Source organism: Pseudomonas marincola (genome assembly GCF_900116605.1).
Taxonomy (GTDB): Bacteria; Pseudomonadota; Gammaproteobacteria; order Pseudomonadales; family Pseudomonadaceae; genus Aquipseudomonas; species Aquipseudomonas marincola.
The window spans coordinates 117,675-138,134 of record NZ_FPBC01000009.1 but is presented as its reverse complement, the minus strand read 5'-3'; the positions used below and the strand labels follow the sequence as shown (position 1 = coordinate 138,134).

The window sequence follows — 20,460 nt, the reverse complement described above, 5'->3', positions numbered from 1 at the left end:
AGGGTCAAAGGGCCGCAGGTGTATGGCTTCTTCGGCGAGTTTTCTTTATTGTCGCGGCCCGTGCAAAAGACCTGAGTAATCATTATGTTAGAAAACAATTTAAGTCAGTTGGAACAGCTTGTCGGTGCTCTTTTGCAAGAGAATAAAACGCTTCAGGGCAGCAATGCGACGCTGACCAAAGAGTTGCAGACCCTCAAGGAAGAAAACGAGACGTTGCAGCTAGCCGCCCTTGAGCAAGAAGAATTACACGGAGCCACAGCCGCGCGGATTCAGGCGCTGGTCGAGTTGGCCCGCGCCGGTCAATCAGCAGAGGCTGCGCCTAATCAATGAATCGCATGCGCGAAGAGAACGTCTCGGTAATCAATATTCTGGGGCGTGAATACAGCATCAAAACAGCAGAAGGTAAAGCTGAGGCGCTTAGCGAATCGGCACTGATGCTGAAAAAGCTATTGGCCGAAACCAAGCAGGCGTCACCCACTCTGGTGGGCGAGAAACTGTTGGTGCTCGCCGCGCTGAAACTGTGTGCCCAGCAAATCGAACTGCAAGTGCAACATCAGGCGCAGATCGAGGCGTTGGAAGCGCAGATCAACGAGCGCGTGGCCGGGCTGAACAGCCTGATTCGCGAAGCCTGATCTATTTGCCGCGTTAGCAGTTTGCCAATAGCGGTTAATTGCCGATGATTATTGGCCTGCCAGCCAGAGCGAACCGCAACGGTTGTGACTCAAATGGTAAAACCGCGCTGCTTAGCCACTGCTTACACCAGCGGCTAAGTCGCGGTCTGGAGCGCTCAGGCCTTGGCCTGAGCGACATCCTTTTCAACTTTCCATGCCCAGAAAAATATCAGCAAACCGGCCAGTGCCGTGGCGGCGCCTATGTAACCGGTTGAGGTCCAACCGTAACCGGCGCTGATCGCCAGGCCGCCGAGCCATGGGCCAAGGGCATTGGCGATATTGAATGCCGCATGGTTGGAGGCGGCTGCCAGCGTTTGTGCGCCATGCGCGACGTCCATCAGGTGAGTTTGCAGCGCTGGAGACAGCGACACCATGGTGCCGACAGCAAACACAGCCGGGAATACAGTCCACACCGAGTGCGCGGCAAACGGGAACAGCATCAGCACCAATGCACTCCACAGCAACAGCCAGGCCACGGCTTTGAATTGCAGCTTATCGAACAGCCAGCCGCCGGCAATGTTGCCCACAATCCCGCCCAAGCCAAACGCGGCTAGCGCGAAGGGAATCCAGTTGGCGCTGAGATGGGTCACTTCGAGCAGCGTTGGCGCCATGTAGCTGAACACGCAGAACATGCCGGCAAATCCGACAGAGCCGATGGCCAACGCGAGCCAGACTTGCGGGCGGTTAAACGCGCGCATTTCCGACAGCGGATTGCTGCGCGCTTGTTGTTTGTCCAGCGGCATGAAGATCGCGACCATGATGACGGTCATAAGGGCGATCAAGCCGACCAGCGCAAACGCATACCGCCAGCTGAGCACTTGGCCCAACCAGGTCGCGATGGGGTTGCCAACCAATATGGCAATGGTCAAACCCATGAGAACGCGGCTGACGGCCTTGGCGCGCTTATGCGGTGGCGCCATTGAGGCCGCGACCAGCATGGCAACGCCAAAGTAGGCGCCGTGCGGCAGGCCGGCAAAGAAGCGCACAATCATCAGCGAGTGATAGTCGGGCGCGAAGGCGCTGGCAAAGTTGCCAACCGCAAAGATGCCCATCAACAGCAGTAACAGATGTTTGCGCAACAAGCGCGAGCCGACAATTGCCAGAATCGGCGCGCCAACCACAACACCCAGCGCATAGGCGCTGATGACGTTACCGACCTGCGGTTCGGTGATCGATAAGTCCTGCGCGACATTGGGCATTAAGCCCATGATCGAAAACTCACCGGTGCCGATCGCGAAGCCACCGAGCGCGAGCGCTAACTCAATTAATATGATGGCGCGTGTGCTGAGGCGCGACGGGGATTCGGGTGGGACTTGGGACATAAACAGGTTTCCGCAGACGGCTTTTTCGGGCGCGGCATTATCGGCCGCTTTATCCCTGAAAGTAAGTGCAGAACCGCTCTACGACCATGCTTTACGTTGTTATGCGTTATTAGTGATCTTGACTTGACTAACGGTTGGAGCAACCGAAGTGGCCGCTCTTTGCCATTAACGAGTTAGCGGCAGTGCCGCACCCATTGCCGCAAACAGGCCGCCACAGCAACGATTGAAGGCTTTGCCACGGCGCTGCAACCAGGGGCGGATGCGGTGAGCGGCATGTGCCAGCACATACTCGATGCAGCCTTCTACCACTGCGAACGTCAGCGCCATAACGGCGAATTGCAGCAGCAGGTCTTCGTTGGGTTGAATGAATTGCGGCAGGAACGCGCCGAAAAACAGAATCACTTTCGGGTTGGATACCGCCGAGAACAGACCCTGACGAAAAAGCGCATTCGAGCTTTTCAACGCCTGGCCCTGAGGAGCCTGCAGATTGATTGCCGGCGCCCGCCACAGTCCGATACCGAGCCAGATCAGGTAAGCGCCGCCAATCCATTTAAGAATGATCAGCGCATTGGCCGACGCGTTCAGCAGGGCGCCGATGCCAAACATCGAGAGGGCCATCAGCGCGACAAAACCGATCACGCCGCCGCTGATGGTCCACAGGGTTCGACGATGGCCATAGAGTGCGCCATGAGTCAGCGCCAACAGGCCGTTCGGGCCGGGAGTGAGTGATAATCCGGTAACGGCCGCCAGATAAATCAGCCAAACATGCAATGCCATCGTCGTGACTCCGTCTTAAACGTTTGCTGCCTCAAAGCTGTCGGCGCGGGCCAGTTGCCACATGCGCTGGTAGAACTCGCCGCAATTTTGCTCGCCGAGCAGTTCGTTTGGCTTGAGGAACAGGTGCTGTTGCGATAGTAGCTTGATTTCGTTCGCCGACATACGTTGCACCAAGTGGCGTGCTTCGAGTTGCGCCGGATGATCAAGGCCTGCCGCCGCCAGCATCTCGGCAAAGGCGTGCAGGGTATTGCGATGGAAACTGTGCACGCGTTCGGCTTTGTCTTCGACAACCAGAGCGCGCTGGCGCAGTGGATCCTGCGTAGCGACACCTGTCGGGCATTTGTTGGTGTGGCACGACTGGCTCTGGATACAGCCGATGGCGAACATGAAACCGCGCGCCGAGTTGGCCCAGTCGGCGCCGTACGCCAGTACGCGGGCGATGTCGAAGGCGCTGATGATTTTACCGCTGGCGCCTATCTTGATCTTGTCGCGCAGGCCGATGCCGACCAGTGTGTTGTGCACGAACAGCAGGCCTTCACGCAGCGGCAAGCCAATATGGTTAGTGAACTCCACAGGCGCCGCGCCGGTGCCGCCTTCCTTGCCATCGACCACAATGAAGTCAGGCAGGATTCCGGTTTCGAGCATGGCTTTGGCGATGCCCATGAATTCCCATGCATGCCCCAGACAAAGCTTGAAGCCGACCGGTTTGCCACCTGAAAGATCGCGCAGTTTGGCGATGAACTCCAGCAACTCGATAGGCGTCGAAAACGCGCTGTGACGAGAAGGGGAAATGCAGTCCTCATCCATTGGAATACCCCTGGTTTCGGATATCTCAACAGTGATCTTGTGCTTCGGCAGAATACCGCCATGGCCCGGTTTAGCACCTTGGCTGAGCTTGATCTCGATCATCCGAACCTGTGGCGAGGTGGCTTGAGCGGCAAACCGCTCCGGGTCGAATTGACCATCGCTGCTGCGGCAACCGAAGTAGCCACTGCCGAGCTCCCAGATCAGGTCGCCGTCGTGGGCACGGTGATAGGCACTGATACTGCCTTCACCGGTGTCGTGGGCGAAATTACCGAGCTTTGCACCCTTGTTCAGTGCGCGAATGGCGTTGGCGCTGAGCGAGCCGAAACTCATGGCAGAGATATTCAGCAGCGAGGCCGAGTAGGGCTGAGTGCACTGCGGGCCGCCAATGTCGATGCGAAAATTGTTCGGGTCCACGAGCGGAGCAGGGCGCATCGAGTGGCTGATAAATTCAAAGCCGGGCTCATATACATCCAACAGCGTACCAAAAGGCTTATCGGCCCCCTGATTCTTGGCGCGTGCATAGACCAGCGAGCGCTGCGAGCGCGAGAAGGGTAATTGGTCGTTGTCCGCTTCCAGCAGGTATTGGCGAATCTCGGGGCGAATGGTTTCGACCAGATAACGAATATTGCCCAGAATGGGATAGTTGCGGCGAACCGCCTGACGCGTTTGCAGCAAATCTACGATGCCCACCGCACTCAATGCAGCGCCTATCAGCGTCAGTGGCCACATCCAATGGTGATCCAAAAATGCCAGGCTGATAAGGGTGAATAAAACGCAGGATGCAAAGAATGAGTAACGGCTGAGTAGTGAAAAATTCATGCTGGTTTCCTGATAGCGGCTCATGGCCCTGAATGTAACCCGAAATAAGCGCTCAGGTTATCCCGTGGGCAAAATCAGGCCTTTTGGAGTGCCAGCATTCAGGGCTTGTTGCAGCAGATGACCAACTGATAGTTCGGTATAAGTCCGCATTGGCCTGTTCGATGGCCCGTCGGGTTAATTTGACCTTGCACCCTGTATGGATAAAACTAGACAGCTTTTAAGTGCTGGCGTTATGCCCGCAATTTATGGGCCTGATAAATCTCAGGGCTCGGCGCTGATAGTTGTTGGCTAAAGTGATCATATAAGTACCTTGCTTCAGGCGTAAGCGTGCCCTGAACACACCGTTTTAGCTCTTTGCCGCCGAGTTGCTGAGAAGTTGACACGGCTTGGTCCTGCTCAGGTTGAGCGGGGACGGGGCCTGAAATGCGCGTAATTGTCATATTTGCTTTACAGGCTACGAGGCTTCAAGGCTCTGGCTGTGGCACACTCTGTTGTATAGCGCTGGAACCAACAATTTGGCCAGCATGAAAAATACAGTACCTGCAGTCTGCCAACTGCGGGTGTATGCATAATTGGCCGCCTGAGCGGCAGTGAACTAGAGGAATGACCGTGCATAACGTCGTCATTAGCGGTACCGGCCTTTACACCCCGGCTAATAGCATCTCCAACGACGAGCTGGTTGAATCATTCAATACGTATGTAAGCCAATACAACGCGGACAATAGCGATGCCATTGCCCGCGGTGAATTGCAGCCACTCACTGAATCCAGCAGTGCATTCATCGAGAAAGCATCGGGCATCAAGAGCCGCTTCGTCATGGACAAAGACGGCATCCTTGATCCGCAGCGCATGGTGCCGCGGATTGCCGAGCGCACAAATGATGAGTGGGGCGTTCTTTGCGAGATGGCCATTGGCGCCGCTCAGGAAGCTATGGCGCGTGCGGGTAAAACCGCTGCCGACATCGACGGCGTGATTGTCGCCTGCTCGAACCTGCAGCGTGCTTATCCGGCTGTTGCCATCGAAGTTCAGGCGGCGCTGGGCATTCAGGGCTTCGGTTATGACATGAACGTGGCCTGCTCGTCGGCAACGTTCGGCATTCAGGCTGCGACCAACAGTGTTCAGTTGGGGCAGGCTCGCGCGATCCTGATGGTTAACCCGGAGATCTGCACCGGACACCTGAACTTCCGCGACCGCGACAGCCACTTCATTTTTGGTGACGCGGCGACTGCCGTGATTATCGAGCGCAAGGATCAGGCGACCTCCGCCTACCAGTTCGATATTGTCGGCACCAAATTGCTGACTCAGTTCTCCAACAACATCCGCAACAACTTTGGCTTCCTCAACCGCGCAGCAGAAGAGGGCCAGGGCGCCCGCGACAAACTGTTCGTGCAGGAAGGCCGCAAGGTATTCAAAGATGTCTGCCCGATGGTGGCTGAATTGATTGCTGCCCACCTTGAAGAGAACGAGTTGAGCGTCAATGACGTTAAGCGCTTCTGGCTGCACCAGGCCAACCTCAACATGAACCTGCTGATTGCGCGCAAGTTGCTGGGCCGTGACGCCGAGCCAGGTGAGGCGCCGGTTATTCTCGACACCTATGCCAACACCAGCTCTGCAGGCTCAGTGATTGCTCTGCATAAATATCAGGATGATCTGCCGGTCGGGTCGCTGGGTGTGCTGAGCTCGTTTGGCGCAGGCTACTCGATTGGCAGTGTGATTTTGCGCAAAATTTGATGAATTATCCGGACGATAGCGCTTTACTCGCACGGCTGCTGTCGGGCGAGCAAAAAGCATACAGGGAGTTGGTTGCCACCTATCAGGGGGCAATGCGTGCGGTTGCGTTTGCTATTGTGGGCAGCCGTAATGCGGATGAAGTCGTCCAGGATGCATGGCTGGCTGTGGTCAATAATCTCGAGGGTTTTCAGGGGCGTTCGAGCCTCAAAACCTGGTTGCTGACCATCACCGCCAATACAGCTAAAACTCGGTTGAAGCATAATCGCCGGGAGGTTCTGATTGACGACCTGCCCGGCCCGCATGGCACCATCGGCGATGAACATTTCGCGGATGATGGCCACTGGTTACTGGCCCCGCATGCGTGGCATCAGGATACTCCCGAGAAGCTGCTCATGGAGGTCGAACTCCGCGAGTGCCTGGAAAAAACATTGGTAAGTCTGTCGGCCTCTCAGGGCAGTGTGTTGTTGCTGCGTGAACGGCAGGGCTTGGAGTTGGAAGAAATTTGTAATCTTCTTGATATATCGCTCTCAAATGTTCGGGTACTACTACACCGGGCGCGCCTTAAAGTGTTCGCGACCCTGGAGCATTTTGAGGAAACAGGTAAATGCTGACTTGCAAGCAACTGGTTGAGCGTTCGGGCGACTTGCTCGACAACAGAATGAGTCTGCGAACGCGGATTTCCATGCGCACGCATTTGCTCATGTGCATCAACTGTCGCCGCTTCATCAAACACATGCGCCTTTCTCAGGCTGTTGTGCGCAGGCTCCCTGTTGAGGAGTCTGCCGCACTTGATTCGCTGGCTGCTCGCTTGTCTGAAATCCGACAAGGAAAGCAGCGCGGTAATCATCAGAGTTAATCTGTGCCACTCCTCGATAGTCCCGACTGCTCGCGGGTTGCAGTCGCGGGTGCTTATAGCTGCTTATAAGTATTCGAAGTAAAAAAGTTCCGTTGTCACAAAATCTTTATATATCAGCAACCGAGCTGACATATCCCACCGCCAAGATTCCCCCACACAAACGAGCTCAAACACTCGTGTGTTTTACGACTAAAAGTCCATAGGGGAATTTTTCGATGATCTGTAAGCACTTCGCCGGTGTCGCTGCCACCGCTCTGGCAATGGCTGTTTCCACGCAAGTATTCGCCGGCACTGTGACTTCTGATGGGGCTGACATTGTTGTCAAAACCTAAGGCGGTCTTGAAGTAGCCACTACCGACAAAGAATTCAGCTTCAAGCTGGGCGGCCGTTTGCAAGCCGACTACAGCCGCTTCGATGGTTTCTACACCAAAAATGGTGAAACCGCAGACGCAGCCTACTTCCGTCGCGCATTCCTGGAAATCAGCGGTGTTGCTTACACCGACTGGAAGTACGCAATCAGCTACGACTTCGCGCACAACGCCGGCAACTCGGATGACGGTTACTTCGACGAGGCGTCGATTGCCTACACCGGTTTCAAACCATTTAACTTGAAGTTTGGCCGTTTCGATCCGGACTTTGGTCTGGAAAAAGCCACCAGCTCCAAGTCGATCACCGCCATCGAGCGTAACGCAGCCTATGAAGTGGCTGACTGGGTAAACGGCCACGAAAACGGCCTTGGCGCTCAAGCCAGTGGCGTTGCCGGTGACATGTTCTGGTTGTCGGGCGGTATCAGCGCCAAAGACGCAAACGATACCGATGGCGACAGCGTCAAGCAGTTTAACTTGCGCGGTGTATTCGCGCCGATGGCAGAGGCAGGTAATGTCCTGCATGTGGGTGTCAACTACGCCAGCCGTGACCTCGAAGACACAGCTGTCGATGGCCGTATTCGTCCACGTCTGACCGTGCGCGGTGTTTCCACCAACGGCGGTAACGATGCCGGTACCAATGGCAACCGCGCTGTATTCGGCGGCTTCCAGGGCGTTGCCGGTGACTTTGAAAGTGATTCGGTCTGGGGCGCTGAACTGGCCTGGGCAATGGGTCCTTTCTCGGCTCAGGGTGAATACCTGACCCGCACTCTGAAAGCCGATAGCGCGGCGATCAAAGACATCGACACCGACGGCTACTATGGTCAGGTGGCATACACCCTTACAGGCGAGTCTCGCGGCTACAAGCTTGATGGCGCCAAGTTCGACATCGTCAAGCCTGAAGACAAGCAACTCGGCGCCTGGGAAGTGTTCTACCGCTATGACCACATCAATGTCGATGATGGCAACGTAGTAACCTCGACTGCTACCCGCCAGGTCGGCGATACCGAAGCCAGCATCCACACTGTGGGCCTTAACTGGTACGCCACTGAAGCGGTCAAAGTTGCTGCTAACTACGTAATGCTCAACACCGACAACATCGAAAACGCCGCTGGCGACGATGATGGCGATGCGTTCGTAATGCGCATGCAATACGTGTTCTAAGACACGTTAGTACGAGTGATCGACGCATGAGCCCCTGCGGCTCATGTTGACCTGCGTAACGACTGCCTGCGCAGGTCTCGACGCAGAGCAACAATTGGTGCTCTTTTTAAGCCTCGCTCTCAAGCGGGGCTTTTTTTCATCTGCGCAAAAGGCCAGACTGCGGCCATGAAAACATCACAGCCTTGTTCCATCGACGATCTAGATCCGGGCCAGTGGGACGCACTGGTGCCAGCCGGTCAGCCATTTCTGCGCCATGCCTTTTTGCAGGCGCTGGAACTCAGCGGCAGTGTGGGAGGGCGCTCGGGCTGGAGCCCCGCGCATCAGCCGTGGTTTGATGCTCAGGACACGCTCTGCGCGGCCATTCCCGGCTACCTGAAAAGCCATTCCTATGGCGAGTATGTGTTTGATCACGGCTGGGCCGATGCCTGCGCCCGGGCCGGTATTCAGTACTACCCCAAACTGCTCTGCGCGATTCCGTTTTCGCCCGTCTCCGGGGCACGTTTGCTCGGCACGCCCGAAGCATTGAGCAACATGCTTGATGCGCTGCCAGAAACCTTGGCTGAGCGTGGTTTATCCAGCGCGCATATCAACTTCACCGATCCCAAGGCTGATGCGCTGCTGCAAGGGCGCGAAGGTTGGCTGGAGCGCCACGGTTGTCAGTTCCATTGGCACAATCGCGGTTATCGCGACTTTCAGGATTTCCTCGACACCCTCAGTTCACGCAAGCGCAAACAAATGCGTAAGGAGCGTGAGCAGGTGGCCGCACAGAACGTCGAGTTTGACTGGCGTATCGGCAGTCAGTTGTCTGAGTTGGAATGGGATTTCGTTTATACCTGCTACGCCAACACCTATCGGGTGCGCGGCCAGTTGCCGTATCTGACGCGGTCATTTTTCAGCCTGCTGGCGCAAAACATGCCAGAGAGTATTCGCGTGGTCATGGCTGTTCAGAACAGCCAGCCGATTGCGATGGCATTCAGCCTGATCGATGGCGATAGCCTGTATGGCCGTTACTGGGGATGCCTTGGCGAGTTTGACCGGCTGCACTTCGAGACGTGCTTCTACCAGGGCATGGATTACGCCATCGCCCACGGTATCAAGCGCTTCGATGCCGGTGCGCAAGGTGAGCATAAATTGATTCGCGGGTTTGAACCGGTGATCACCCGTTCCTGGCATTACCTGTGCCATCCGGGACTGCGCAATGCGGTTGCGGATTTCTTGCAGGAAGAGCGGGAGGGAGTGAGCCAGTATGCGAAGGAGGCGTGTAGCCTGCTGCCTTATCGCCAGCAAACCAGCGACTGAGGTCGCGTTAGCCCTGACCTGTACCGGCGGCAGGTCAGGGCAAGGCGTTATACGTTGTGCGGGCCGTTGCCCCACTCCAGGAATTGAATTTTGTGGATTTCGCCTTTGCTGTCCTCATACACAACATTGACCGGTACAACGCCTACTTTCTTGGAGTTGTCCGTGCGGTAGAGGACTTTGCTGATGTCTACATCCATGCCGTATTGATACTTAACTGCCGGAATCCCTGAGCCGGGCTCGCGGTCTACTTCTGCCGCAAATGCAGCAGGTGCAAGGCTGGTGATGAACGCTGTTACGACTGACGCAATTTTCATAATGGCCTTTCCTTAATTCTGGAAGTAACACATCAACTGAAACTCGCAATTGTCATCGAGTGGGTCTGAAGGGTTGATTCAGAAGCCTCAGATTCAAAAGCACGAGCAAAGCCCGGAGGCTCAAGCAAGAGGGGTTGAGTTGGTCGCGACCATTTGTCACACCCTGAGGCCGAGATTATGCAATGTTTGGTTACAAAGCAAGCTAGCTATTTGTCTAATCGTCGACTGGCATGCCCAGCGGCTTATTCAACGCCGACAAATCCGCCGGTTTGATGCTGCCAGAGTCGGGCATACAGCCCACCTTTGGCGATCAACTCGGCATGAGTGCCGGTTTCGACAATGCTGCCCTGATCAATCACCACAAGGCGATCCATGCGGGCGATAGTCGACAGCCTGTGGGCAATGGCGATTACCGTTTTTCCCTGCATTAACGTGTCGAGGCTTTCCTGAATGGCCACTTCAATTTCTGAGTCCAGCGCCGAAGTGGCTTCATCCAGCACCAGAATCGGCGCGTCCTTGAGCAGCACCCGGGCGATCGCAATGCGCTGACGCTGGCCGCCTGAAAGCTTTACTCCACGCTCGCCAACCTGAGCATCGAGGCCTTTGCCGCCCTGATTGTCATCAAGTGCCTTGATGAAGTCTTCGGCGTGGGCCTGTCGCATTGCTGCGTCCAGCTCGCTGTCGCTGGCCGCAGGACGGCCGTAGCTCAGGTTGTCGCGAATAGAACGATGCAGCAGGGCGGTGTCCTGGGTGACTACGCCAATCTGTGCGCGCAGACTTTCCTGGGTCACATTGGCGATGTCCTGGCCGTCGATCAGAATGCGTCCGGTTTGCAGGTCGTAGAGGCGCAACAGCAAGCTGACCAAGGTTGACTTGCCTGCCCCAGAGGGGCCGATAAGGCCGATCTTTTCACCGGCCTCAATGTGCAAACTCAGGTCGCTGATGACCCCTGCGGTTTTGCCGTAGTGAAAGCCGATGCTGTCGAACTGCACACTGCCGTGGCGCACGTTGAGTGGTTGAGCGTCTTCGCGATCCTGTACCTCGCGGGGCTGCACAATCGCTTTCATGCCGTCTTGCACGGTGCCGACGTTCTCGAAAATGCCATTGACCACCCACATGATCCACTCCGCCATGCTGTTGATGCGGATCACCAGTCCCAGCGCCAGGGCGATTGCGCCTGTGCTGATTAACTGATTGCTCCACAGCCACAAGGCGAGGGCGCCGGTCGCACCGATCAGCAGCCCATTGATGGCCGTGACGCTGACATCCAAGGCGGTCACCGTGCGGGTTTGAATGCGCACCTTGTCGAGCAACTCTTGCATCGCTGAGCGCGCATAGTTTTGCTCTTCACGGGTGTGGGCAAACAGCTTGAGGGTGCTGATATTGCTGTAGCCGTCGACCACACGGCCCATCAGTTTGGAGCGCGCGGCCGAGGCGGTGGCTGAGCGCTGCTTGATACGCGGGACGAAATAGGTCAGCAATAAGCAGTAGGCCAAAATCCACACAAGCAACGGCACCATCAGCCGCCAGTCCGCTTCGGCAAACAGATAAAGCGCGCCGGCGGCATAGATCACCACATGCCACAGCGCCTCGATCACCTGCATTGCCGAGTCGCGCAACGACGGCCCTGTCTGCATGATGCGTTGAGCGATACGCCCGGCAAAGTCGTTCTGAAAGAAACGCAGGCTTTGCTTGAGTACGTAGCGATGGCTTTGCCAGCGAACCAGGTTGGTCAGGTTGGGCGTAATCGCCTGATTGCCGAGAAGATCGTGCAGGCCAAATACCACGGGGCGGATGATCATCACCACGCAGAGCATCCACAGCAATTCGTTGCGATAGCGGCTGAAAAATTCGCTGCTTGGCGTGGCCTGGGCCATGTCGATCAGTTGCGCTACAAAGTTAAGCAGCGAAACTTCGATAAGCGCACCGAAGATACCGACGATGAGCAAGGCGAGGAAGAGTGGCCAGACCTGCTTCAGATAGTGCCAGTAGAAACCCGCAATGCTGCGCGGCGGCGCTTCATCTGCCGTGTTCTTGAAGACATCGACCCGCGACTCGAAAAAACGAAATAGCATCAGCGCCGTCCTGGCCGAAGGGAATGGGCTTTAGCCTATCAGGGAGTAGTCGGTTGTGGCGGGAATCTGGCCGGGCAATTGAATGTGCCCGGCCAGAAGGGTGCAACGAAGATTTACAGGCGCTTGATGTCGACGATCATCACTGGCGTTTGCGGCACGTTGGGCATGCCGGCACGGGTGCCAGTCGGGACTTGGGCGATCTTGTCGACCACTTCCATGCCTTTGGTCACCTTGCCGAAAACAGCGTAGCCAAAGTCACGCGAGCCGTTGTCGAGGAAGGCGTTGTCCTTGTGGTTGATGAAGAACTGGCTGGTGGCCGAGTCGACAACCTGAGTGCGGGCCATGGAGATGGTGCCGCGCACGTTGTGCAGACCGTTATTGGCCTCGTTCTTGATCGATGGCTGGGTTTGCTTTTGCTTCATGTTGGCATCGAAACCGCCGCCCTGAATCATGAAACCGGGGATGACCCGGTGAAATTGGGTGTTACGGTAGTACCCGGTATCCACGTAGTTGAGGAAGTTCTTCACGCTCAACGGCGCTTTTTCCTGATTCAGTTCAATCTCGATTTCACCCAGGCTGGTGGTCATCAGCACCTTGGGATTTTCAGCGGCCAGCAGGCTAGTCGCCAGGAGCATGGAGCAGGCAGCAAGGACGAGTCTTTTCAACATTCGGGTAGATCCTTATGCGGGGTTTTTGTTGATTGTGTCGACTTCCGAAAGAAAGGCAAGCAAGCGTTTATTGAATTCCAGTGGCTGATCCATCGGCGTTGCGTGGCGCGAGTCGCTGATGACTTCGAGGCGTGCATTAGGCATCTCGCTGACGTAGGCCTGTTTCAGTGCGACTGGCGTGTAGTCTTTGTCAGCGCTGATCACCAGCGTAGGACAGGTGATTCGTGCAAGGTGTTCCCTGACGCCCCAGCCAATAATGGCGTTGAGACTGGCCAGATAAGCGCGCTTGTCGTTGCGCGGCCAGCGTTCCTCGACCTTTCTGCGCAGGTCGGCTTGTTCCGCCTTGGGAAACAGCAGCTTGCCCAGTGCCTTGCCCAGGGTTTCCAGGCTCATGACCCGAGCCAGCGTCCAGCGCTTGGCGATCTGAATGTAATCCGCCGGCTTCTTGGCTTTGACCTCGGGGCTGCTGTTGATAATGGTCAGGCTGCTGAGCAGGTCGACGTTCTGGCTGGCGATTTGAAAGCCGATCATGCCGCCCATGGAAATCCCAACCAGATGCACGGGCGGCAAGTTCAGGTGTTCGATCAACGCCACCACATCAGCCGCGAAAATTTCCATGCTATAGGCTTCGCGGGGTTTGTCTGAGCGGCCATGGCCGCGCAGATCGATAGCGAAAACATGATAGTGACGGGCCAACTCGCCTATCTGGTATTCCCAGTCCAGTGTGCTAGAGCCCAGCCCGTGCACCAGCAGCAGGGGTTTGCCTTCACCGTATTCTTCGTAGTGCAGCTGGCAACCATCATTATCGAAATAGGACATGGGGTCTGTTCCTTCAGACTGGGGAGGGTGGGGATGCAAATTCTGCGTTGAGCGGGGCCGCGTCGAATTTTTGAATCAGCTCGACAAGAATCTGCGTTGCCGGACCCAGCGGCTTCTCCTTGTCCGAATAGAGAAAGAATGTCGGGTTGCGGTTGCCGCCCTGATCCAGCGGTAACGGTTTCAGCTGACCGTCGTTGAGTTCACGTGCAATGACGTGGCGCGGCAGCCAGGCAAACCCCAGCCCGCTGCTAACGAAGGCGGCGGCGGTGGCCAGGCTGCCGACCGTCCAGCGTTGTTCGGCGCCCAGCCAGCCAACGTCGCGTGGCTGCAAGCGGCCCGAGTCACGAATGACCACCTGCATTTGCGATTCGAGGTCCTGAAAGGTCAGTTGCCGGCCGAGGCGGTGCAGTGAGTGATCCGGGTGAGCGACGGCGATGAATTCGACTGAGCCCAGTTCAGCACCCAGATAACCTTGAATGTTAAAGCCGCAAATGGCCAGATCGGCAGTGCCTTCCTTGAGAATTTCCTCGACTCCCGAGAGCACTTCCTCGCGCAGACGAACCCGGCAGCCACGGCTTTGCGGCATGAAGGCGGTGAGGGCGCGAACCAGTTTGGCGTTAGGGTAGGCCGCATCCACAACCAGGCGGACTTCGGCTTCCCAGCCTTGCTCCATATGATGGGCCAGGTCTTCCAACTGGCTGGCTTGTTTGACCAGTTGCCGCGAGCGGCGCAGCAAGACATCGCCGGCCTCGGTCAGCACCGCTTTACGGCCATCGATACGCAGCAACGGTACGCCGAGCTGGTCCTGCATTCGCGCGACGGTGTAGCTGACAGATGATTGCGAACGATGGAGGATTTCCGCCGCCTGGGCAAATCCACCCTGATCGACTACCGCTTGTAATGTTCGCCATTGATCGAGGGTTACGCGCGGCGCTTTCATGGGTCGTGTGGTCCTTATTCAGCAGGCTAATTCGGGTTAATAGATCAGCTCGGGTGCACACCGGGAGCATCTCGCTCTACACTGGCGGTTAATTACAGGAGCCAAAACATGAAAAAAATTTGTTGCGCACTGATTGCACTTTTACCGCTAACGGCCTTCGCCTACCCGATCGAAATTGACAAAAAACTCAACGGTGCCGAGGTTTCAGTGACCGGCCTTGAAATCGACGACAGCATGGGCGCAGTTGTTCTTTACAACTACGGCCAGGCCGACGCCAAGTGCAAAGCCACCTTCCGCAACGGACCAGAAGCCCCGCGTACTCGCAGCGCTGCGCTGTCTGCTGGCGAAGACACCAATTTATCGATCAAATTCTCTCGTAAAATTATCAAGCTGCGCGTAAGCGTCGTCTGTGAAGTTGAGAGAAACGGCTGAAATGTGCCAGTGAACTGGCTCAAGCCAGACTAGAGCTCGCTCGCTTATAAATCAATATTGTCGATTGGTTAAAGCAATATATTGCGCTTTTTAATCGATTTTAACCTGATTAGTCTTGGCTCCATCGACAACAAACATCCCTCGATGGAGTCAAACAGTATGGCTAATGTTCTGGTAATCGAAAGCAGTGCGCGCAAGCAAGGTTCTATCTCTCGTCAACTGACAGCAGACTTCGTTGCGCAGTGGCAAGCCGCTAATCCGGCGGATCAGATCACCGTTCGTGATCTGGCGGTTGATCAGGTTCCGCATCTGGACAGCAACCTGCTGGGCGGCTGGATGACTCCGGCGGATCAGCAAAGCGCTGCCGAACAGGCCGCGCTGGAGCTTTCCAATACCCTGACTGATGAAGTATTGGCCGCCGATGTGCTGGTGCTGGCTGCGCCGATGTACAACTTCGCCATTCCGAGCACCCTCAAGTCCTGGCTCGACCACGTGTTGCGCGCCGGTGTGACCTTCAAGTACACCGAGACCGGCCCGCAAGGTCTGTTGACTGGCAAGCGCGCCTTTGTGCTGACCGCACGCGGTGGCGTTTACGCTGGTAGCGCGCTGGATCATCAGGAACCCTATCTGCGTCAGGCGCTGGGCTTTATCGGCATCCACGATGTCAGCTTCATTCACGCCGAAGGCTTGAATCTGGGTGAAGAGCATCAGCAAAAAGGTATCGCTGCGGCCAAGGCGAAAATGGCTGAAGTGGCTTGAGCCAAGCCTTCACGCTGACAGCTGCACACATCAGCTAGCTTTCGTCGCAAGCTGATGGGCAAACCGGGCAAGGCGCTTCAACTCCTGCAGGGAGATTGAGTCGGCTTGCCCGGTTTTTTATCGGCTATTTTTTGTTCGCAGCGCCTCACGATTGTTCAATTGCCACGGACACGCTAAGGTCGCCGCCTGCAAAAGGGGTGGCCATGCGATATCTAGTTTTTGTAACCGTGCTGTGGGCGTTTTCATTCAGTCTGATCGGCGAATACCTGGCCGGTCAGGTCGACAGTTATTTTGCCGTGCTGACCCGCATCGTCATTGCCGGGTTGGTTTTTCTGCCGATGACGTGCTGGCGTGGCGTCGAGCCGCGTTTTATTCAGGGCATGCTGGTGATTGGCGCCCTGCAGTTCGGTATCACCTACGTGTGCCTGTACCTGAGTTTCAGTGTGCTCAGCGTGCCCGAAGTCTTGCTGTTCACCATTCTTACGCCACTGCATGTGACCCTGATTGAGGATGCGATTAATCGGCGTTTCAATCCGTGGGCGCTGCTGGCTGCTGTGGTTGCAGTGTTCGGGGCGGCGATTATTCGCTTCGACCACATCAGTGCGGATTTCTATTACGGCTTCTTCTTGCTGCAAATCGCCAATGCCACCTTTGCTGCCGGGCAGGTTTTCTACAAGCACCTGCTGCAGCGCTTCCCGTCGCCGATTCCTCAGCATCGGCGTTTCGGTTATTTCTACCTCGGTGCGCTGGCCGTCGCGTTGCCGGCATTCCTGCTGTTCGGCAACAGCGAAAAGCTGCCGCACACGTTCACGCAATGGACGGTTTTGTCGTGGCTTGGCCTCGTGGCGTCGGGTCTTGGTCTTTACTGGTGGAATAAAGGTGCGAGTCTGGTCGACGGTGGCACGTTGGCTGTGATGAATAATGCGCTGGTGCCGGCTGGATTGCTGGTCAACCTGTTGCTGTGGAACCGCGATGCCGATTTACTGCGGTTGAGCATCGGCGGCGCGGTGATTGCACTTTCCCTGTTCATAACCCGCCAAGGCATGATGCCTGGCGCCAAGGTTAGCGGATGAATCTTTCGGGTCGTGGGGTGACGTTTTCGGTCGGCGCCTCCATTTTATTTGCGCTTATTCCTGGCTATGTGCAATGGCTGGCACCGCTGGACGGTGTGCAGGTTTTTGCGCAGCGGGTGTTGTGGTCAATACCGGCGATTCTGTTGCTGGTGCTGTTGACCCGCCAGTGGCCGCTGTTGCGCGGCGCTTTCACGCGACTGCGGCGTGAGCCCAAGCTGATGCTGGCGTTGCCGGTTGCCGCCATTCTTATTGGTATTCAGTGGGGCTTGTTTGTCTGGGCGCCGCTGTCCGGCAAAATGCTCGATGTGTCGATGGGCTATTTTCTTCTGCCACTGGCCATGGTGTTGTCCGGGCGGGTTTTCTACGGTGAGCGCTTGCGGCCGCTGATCAAGATTGCCGTGTTCTTTGCCGCCTGCGGCGTGGCGCATGAGCTGTGGCGAACGCAGGCGTTTTCTTGGGTCACGCTGGTGACTGCTTTGGGTTATCCGCCTTACTTCATGCTGCGTCGCTGGATGGCGCTGGATTCTTTGTCCGGCTTTATCCTTGAAATGCTGGTGCTGGCGCCGTTGGCCATCTGGATCATTGTCGCTTTTGGGCCTGAGGCGGCTTTCACCGAAGCGCCGCAATTGTGGCTGTTACTGCCGGGGCTGGGGTTACTCGGGACGTTGGCCTTCGCGGCCATGTTGGTTGCCAGCCGACTGCTGCCGATGGGGCTGTTCGGGATTCTCGGTTACGTCGAGCCGGTGCTGTTATTCGCTGTGTCGTTGTTGTTTCTGGGCGAAAGTATTGATAGCCAGCAACTCATCACCTATGTGCCGATCTGGATTGCGGTGATTCTGGTTGCACTTGATAGTACGCGGCTGCTGATTAAACAGCAGCGCAAGAAACTGATCTGAAGACTGATTCTCAAGGAGCAATACGGTGCAGGTAAATGCCGATATCAATCAGCGTGTGGTCGTCGACAGCAACACGCTGGAGTGGCTGCCTTCACCCCTTGCCGGTGTGGAGCGGCGCCCGCTGGAGCGCTTTGCTGCCGAGAGCGGTAAGGCCACCTCAATTGTGCGGTACGCGCCCGGCTCAAGCTTTCGCAGCCACAGTCATCCTGCGGGCGAGGAGATTCTGGTGCTCGACGGCACGTTTACCGATGAGTTTGGCGAGTATCCGCGCGGTTACTGGATCAAGAATCCACCGGGCAGCCAGCATGCACCGGCGAGCCCAGACGGCTGTTTGCTGTTGGTCAAACTCTGCTACCAGCAACCCGATGATCAAACGGTAAAGCGCATTGATACCCGCAGCGCCGAGTTTCAACCGGGGCTGGTGCCGGGTTTGAGCGTGTTGCCGCTCGACAGCTTCGCCACCGTGCACACGGCCTTGGTGCGCTGGGCGCCAGGCACTCAATTCAAGGCGCACCGGCACATGGGCGGCGAGGAAATTCTGGTGCTCGAAGGGGTATTTCAGGACGAGTTCGGTGATTATCCGGCGGGCACCTGGCTGCGTAATCCGCATGGTTCTGTGCACACGCCGTATTCAACTGAAGGCTGCCTGATTTACGTGAAGGTCGGGCATCTCATTGAGACGCCCGCTGCGGATCAGTCGAGTACGTTTCTCAGTACTTCGTAAATCACCCCGGTCGCCAGCGTGACCAGCACCACATCGGTGCCGGCCTGGCGCCATTCGTAGCCGTCATAGCGCGGCAGCTTGCCGATCAGGCGATTATCAAACTTCTTGGCGATGCCCGGCGGCAGCGGTTTACCACGCGCAAGGTTCTTGGCAATGCCGGGCGGCAGCGAACTGGCCGGGCCGATCAAGTCGCGGTTATCACCCAGAATGACGCGCACTCGGCCAATATCGACGGACGGCCCATTAAGGTTGATGCTGATGTCGCTGTTATGGTTGCCGCCATGCTTGTCGTGCTTGGGGGCGGCCAATACTGGCTGAGCGCCCAGTGCGATTGCGAGGCTGACAGTAACGAACAGGCTTGATGACCTGAGCATAAATATCTCCGGAAATTGTCTTGTACGATCTTCGACAAGCAAATATCAGTGTATATCCATGAATAATTACAGCAAATCTGTAAAGAAACTCGGCCAACGCTCCGGAAAGCGTTACGCTATACGGCTGAGTCCAGTTTTTTGTCGAGGTTACCCCGTGTTTTCCCAATTCGCCCTGCATGAACGCCTGCTTAAAGCCGTGGCCGAGCTTAAATTTGTCGAGCCTACTCCGGTGCAGGTGGCGGCTATTCCGGCTGCCCTGCAAGGCAATGACCTGCGGGTAATTGCACAGACTGGCAGCGGTAAGACCGCCGCCTTTGTATTGCCGATGCTCAGCCGCCTGCTCGGCGACGGTGGCTCGCAGCCGCGTGTGTGCCTGCGCGCGATGATCCTGCTGCCAACCCGCGAGCTGGCACAACAAACCCTCAAGGAAGTTGAGCGTTTTGCTCAGTTTACCTTCCTCAAGGCGGGCCTGATCACCGGCGGTGAAGACTTCAAACAGCAGGCTGCGATGTTGCGCCGTGTGGATATTCTGATCGGCACCCCTGGTCGCCTGATCGAACATGCCAACGCCGGCAACCTGTTGCTCGATGAAGTTGAAGTGCTGGTGCTGGACGAAGCCGACCGCATGCTCGACATGGGTTTTGCCGAAGATGTCGAACGTCTGGCCGGTCTGTGCAACGGTGAGCACCAGACGCTGTTGTTCTCTGCCACCAGTGGCGGTGCAGGGCTGCGTGAGATGGTCAGCAAGGTGCTGAAAGATCCAACCCATTTGCAGCTCAACAGCGTCAGCCAGCTCAATGAAGGCACGCGCCAGCAAATCATCACCGCCGACCATAACTACCACAAGGAATTGCTGGTCGACTGGTTGCTGGCCAACGAGACTTACGACAAGGCGATTATCTTCACCAATACCCGCGTTCAGGCTGATCGTCTGTACGGCAAACTGGTTGCGCGTGATTACAAAGCGTTCGTCTTGCATGGTGAAAAGGATCAGAAAGACCGCAAGCTGGCGATTGATCGCTTGCGTCAGGGCGCGGTGAAGATTCTGGTTGCAACCGACGTCGCCGCCCGTGGTCTGGACGTTGACGGCCTCGATCTGGTGATCAACTTTGATATGCCGCGCTCGGGCGATGAATACGTGCATCGAATCGGTCGTACCGGCCGTGCCGGTGGCGAAGGTCTGGCGATCTCGTTGATCTGCCACAACGACTGGAACCTGATGTCGAGCATCGAGCGCTACCTCAAGCAGCGTTTCGAGCGTCGTAACATCAAGGAGCACAAAGGCCTGTATCAAGGGCCGAAGAACCTTAAGGCGTCTGGCAAAGCGGCCGGCACCAAGAAGAAAAAGACCGACGCTAAAACCGGCAAGAAGGCCGCTGCGAAAAAACCGGCAGCCAAGTCGCCAAGCAAGCGCAACACGATCAACAAGCCAAAAACCGACGCGCCAGTATTGGTGAGTAAAGACGGTTTGGCCCCGCTCAAGCGCCGCAAGCCGGCCGAGCCTGGCGCCGAGTAATCACCCGCACAGGCAATAGGAAACCCGCATCGCAGCGGGTTTTTTATTGCCTGCACAAA

Annotated in this window: 21 protein-coding genes and 1 pseudogene; 13 read left to right on the top strand and 9 right to left on the bottom strand. The window is 56.6% G+C overall.

All coding sequences use genetic code 11. The features are described 5' to 3' along the window. The first annotated feature begins 84 nt into the window (after positions 1–84). Both BM395_RS15615 and zapA read left to right on the top strand, forming a co-directional pair. The gene (locus BM395_RS15615; RefSeq protein ID WP_069901505.1) at positions 85–330 is read left to right on the top strand and encodes a hypothetical protein; all 246 of its coding nucleotides are present in this window, start codon (positions 85–87) and stop codon (positions 328–330) included. Continuing rightward, complete coding sequence (gene zapA / locus BM395_RS15610) at positions 327–632, top strand: cell division protein ZapA (RefSeq protein ID WP_090513439.1); 306 nt, start codon at positions 327–329, stop codon at positions 630–632. The genes BM395_RS15615 and zapA overlap by 4 nt, the downstream gene beginning before the upstream one ends. Positions 633–787: 155 nt before the next feature. Here the strand turns inward: zapA and BM395_RS15605 are convergent, their stop codons facing one another. The 3 genes from BM395_RS15605 to BM395_RS15595 form a co-directional block, all read right to left on the bottom strand. Next, positions 788–1,993 (bottom strand): MFS transporter, encoded by a 1,206-nt coding sequence (locus BM395_RS15605; RefSeq protein WP_090513436.1) that lies wholly within the window; start codon positions 1,991–1,993, stop codon positions 788–790. Positions 1,994–2,158: 165 nt separating this feature from the next. Then, positions 2,159–2,770: a LysE family translocator gene (locus BM395_RS15600; protein ID WP_069901508.1), complete on the bottom strand. Its 612-nt coding sequence runs from the start codon at positions 2,768–2,770 to the stop codon at positions 2,159–2,161. A 15-nt stretch (positions 2,771–2,785) separates the two neighbouring features. Further along, on the bottom strand, positions 2,786–4,396 hold the full coding sequence (locus BM395_RS15595) for an FMN-binding glutamate synthase family protein (RefSeq protein WP_069901894.1): 1,611 nt from the start codon (positions 4,394–4,396) through the stop codon (positions 2,786–2,788). A 609-nt stretch (positions 4,397–5,005) separates the two neighbouring features. Between BM395_RS15595 and BM395_RS15590 the strand changes: the two genes are divergently transcribed. From BM395_RS15590 to BM395_RS15570, 5 genes and pseudogenes are all read left to right on the top strand, one after another. Further along, positions 5,006–6,127: a beta-ketoacyl-ACP synthase III gene (locus BM395_RS15590; RefSeq protein WP_090513599.1), complete on the top strand. Its 1,122-nt coding sequence runs from the start codon at positions 5,006–5,008 to the stop codon at positions 6,125–6,127. Continuing rightward, positions 6,127–6,738: an RNA polymerase sigma factor gene (locus tag BM395_RS15585; protein ID WP_069901509.1), complete on the top strand. Its 612-nt coding sequence runs from the start codon at positions 6,127–6,129 to the stop codon at positions 6,736–6,738. The genes BM395_RS15590 and BM395_RS15585 overlap by 1 nt, the downstream gene beginning before the upstream one ends. After that, on the top strand, positions 6,732–6,983 hold the full coding sequence (locus BM395_RS15580) for a zf-HC2 domain-containing protein (protein WP_069901510.1): 252 nt from the start codon (positions 6,732–6,734) through the stop codon (positions 6,981–6,983). Before BM395_RS15585 ends, BM395_RS15580 begins: the two co-directional genes overlap by 7 nt. Positions 6,984–7,198: 215 nt before the next feature. Next, positions 7,199–8,512 (top strand): annotated as a pseudogene (locus BM395_RS15575) (OprO/OprP family phosphate-selective porin). A gap of 165 nt (positions 8,513–8,677) precedes the next feature. Continuing rightward, positions 8,678–9,811 carry a GNAT family N-acetyltransferase gene (locus tag BM395_RS15570; protein ID WP_090513433.1) on the top strand — a complete coding sequence of 378 codons (1,134 nt, stop codon included), beginning with the start codon at positions 8,678–8,680 and terminating at the stop codon, positions 9,809–9,811. 47 nt (positions 9,812–9,858) lie between these two features. Here the strand turns inward: BM395_RS15570 and BM395_RS15565 are convergent, their stop codons facing one another. From BM395_RS15565 to BM395_RS15545, 5 genes are all read right to left on the bottom strand, one after another. Then, positions 9,859–10,125 (bottom strand): DUF2790 domain-containing protein, encoded by a 267-nt coding sequence (locus BM395_RS15565; RefSeq protein ID WP_090513430.1) that lies wholly within the window; start codon positions 10,123–10,125, stop codon positions 9,859–9,861. A 242-nt stretch (positions 10,126–10,367) separates the two neighbouring features. Further along, positions 10,368–12,200, bottom strand: coding sequence for an ABC transporter ATP-binding protein (locus BM395_RS15560; RefSeq protein WP_090513428.1), 1,833 nt, complete (start codon positions 12,198–12,200; stop codon positions 10,368–10,370). A 113-nt stretch (positions 12,201–12,313) separates the two neighbouring features. Continuing rightward, positions 12,314–12,868 (bottom strand): peptidylprolyl isomerase, encoded by a 555-nt coding sequence (locus tag BM395_RS15555; protein ID WP_069901515.1) that lies wholly within the window; start codon positions 12,866–12,868, stop codon positions 12,314–12,316. Between the two features lie 12 nt (positions 12,869–12,880). Beyond that, positions 12,881–13,687: an alpha/beta fold hydrolase gene (locus tag BM395_RS15550; RefSeq protein WP_090513425.1), complete on the bottom strand. Its 807-nt coding sequence runs from the start codon at positions 13,685–13,687 to the stop codon at positions 12,881–12,883. A gap of 13 nt (positions 13,688–13,700) precedes the next feature. Next, a complete protein-coding gene (locus tag BM395_RS15545) occupies positions 13,701–14,627 on the bottom strand; it encodes a LysR family transcriptional regulator (RefSeq protein ID WP_090513423.1) in 927 nt (308 codons plus the stop codon). Between the two features lie 108 nt (positions 14,628–14,735). Between BM395_RS15545 and BM395_RS15540 the strand changes: the two genes are divergently transcribed. From BM395_RS15540 to BM395_RS15520, 5 genes are all read left to right on the top strand, one after another. Then, positions 14,736–15,059 carry a 3-phosphoglycerate kinase gene (locus BM395_RS15540; RefSeq protein WP_069901518.1) on the top strand — a complete coding sequence of 108 codons (324 nt, stop codon included), beginning with the start codon at positions 14,736–14,738 and terminating at the stop codon, positions 15,057–15,059. A gap of 159 nt (positions 15,060–15,218) precedes the next feature. Beyond that, a complete protein-coding gene (locus BM395_RS15535) occupies positions 15,219–15,818 on the top strand; it encodes an FMN-dependent NADH-azoreductase (RefSeq protein ID WP_090513420.1) in 600 nt (199 codons plus the stop codon). A 203-nt stretch (positions 15,819–16,021) separates the two neighbouring features. After that, the gene (locus BM395_RS15530) at positions 16,022–16,891 is read left to right on the top strand and encodes a carboxylate/amino acid/amine transporter (protein WP_090513417.1); all 870 of its coding nucleotides are present in this window, start codon (positions 16,022–16,024) and stop codon (positions 16,889–16,891) included. Next, the gene (rarD, locus tag BM395_RS15525) at positions 16,888–17,787 is read left to right on the top strand and encodes an EamA family transporter RarD (RefSeq protein ID WP_069901521.1); all 900 of its coding nucleotides are present in this window, start codon (positions 16,888–16,890) and stop codon (positions 17,785–17,787) included. The genes BM395_RS15530 and rarD overlap by 4 nt, the downstream gene beginning before the upstream one ends. A gap of 25 nt (positions 17,788–17,812) precedes the next feature. Continuing rightward, positions 17,813–18,511: a cupin domain-containing protein gene (locus BM395_RS15520; RefSeq protein ID WP_090513415.1), complete on the top strand. Its 699-nt coding sequence runs from the start codon at positions 17,813–17,815 to the stop codon at positions 18,509–18,511. Here the strand turns inward: BM395_RS15520 and BM395_RS15515 are convergent. Then, entirely contained in the window at positions 18,481–18,885 is a 405-nt protein-coding gene (locus BM395_RS15515; RefSeq protein ID WP_090513412.1) for an anti-virulence regulator CigR family protein, read from the bottom strand. The genes BM395_RS15520 and BM395_RS15515 overlap by 31 nt on opposite strands. A 154-nt stretch (positions 18,886–19,039) precedes the next feature. Between BM395_RS15515 and BM395_RS15510 the strand changes: the two genes are divergently transcribed. Then, entirely contained in the window at positions 19,040–20,401 is a 1,362-nt protein-coding gene (locus BM395_RS15510) for a DEAD/DEAH box helicase (protein ID WP_090513410.1), read from the top strand. The last annotated feature ends 59 nt before the right edge of the window (positions 20,402–20,460 follow it).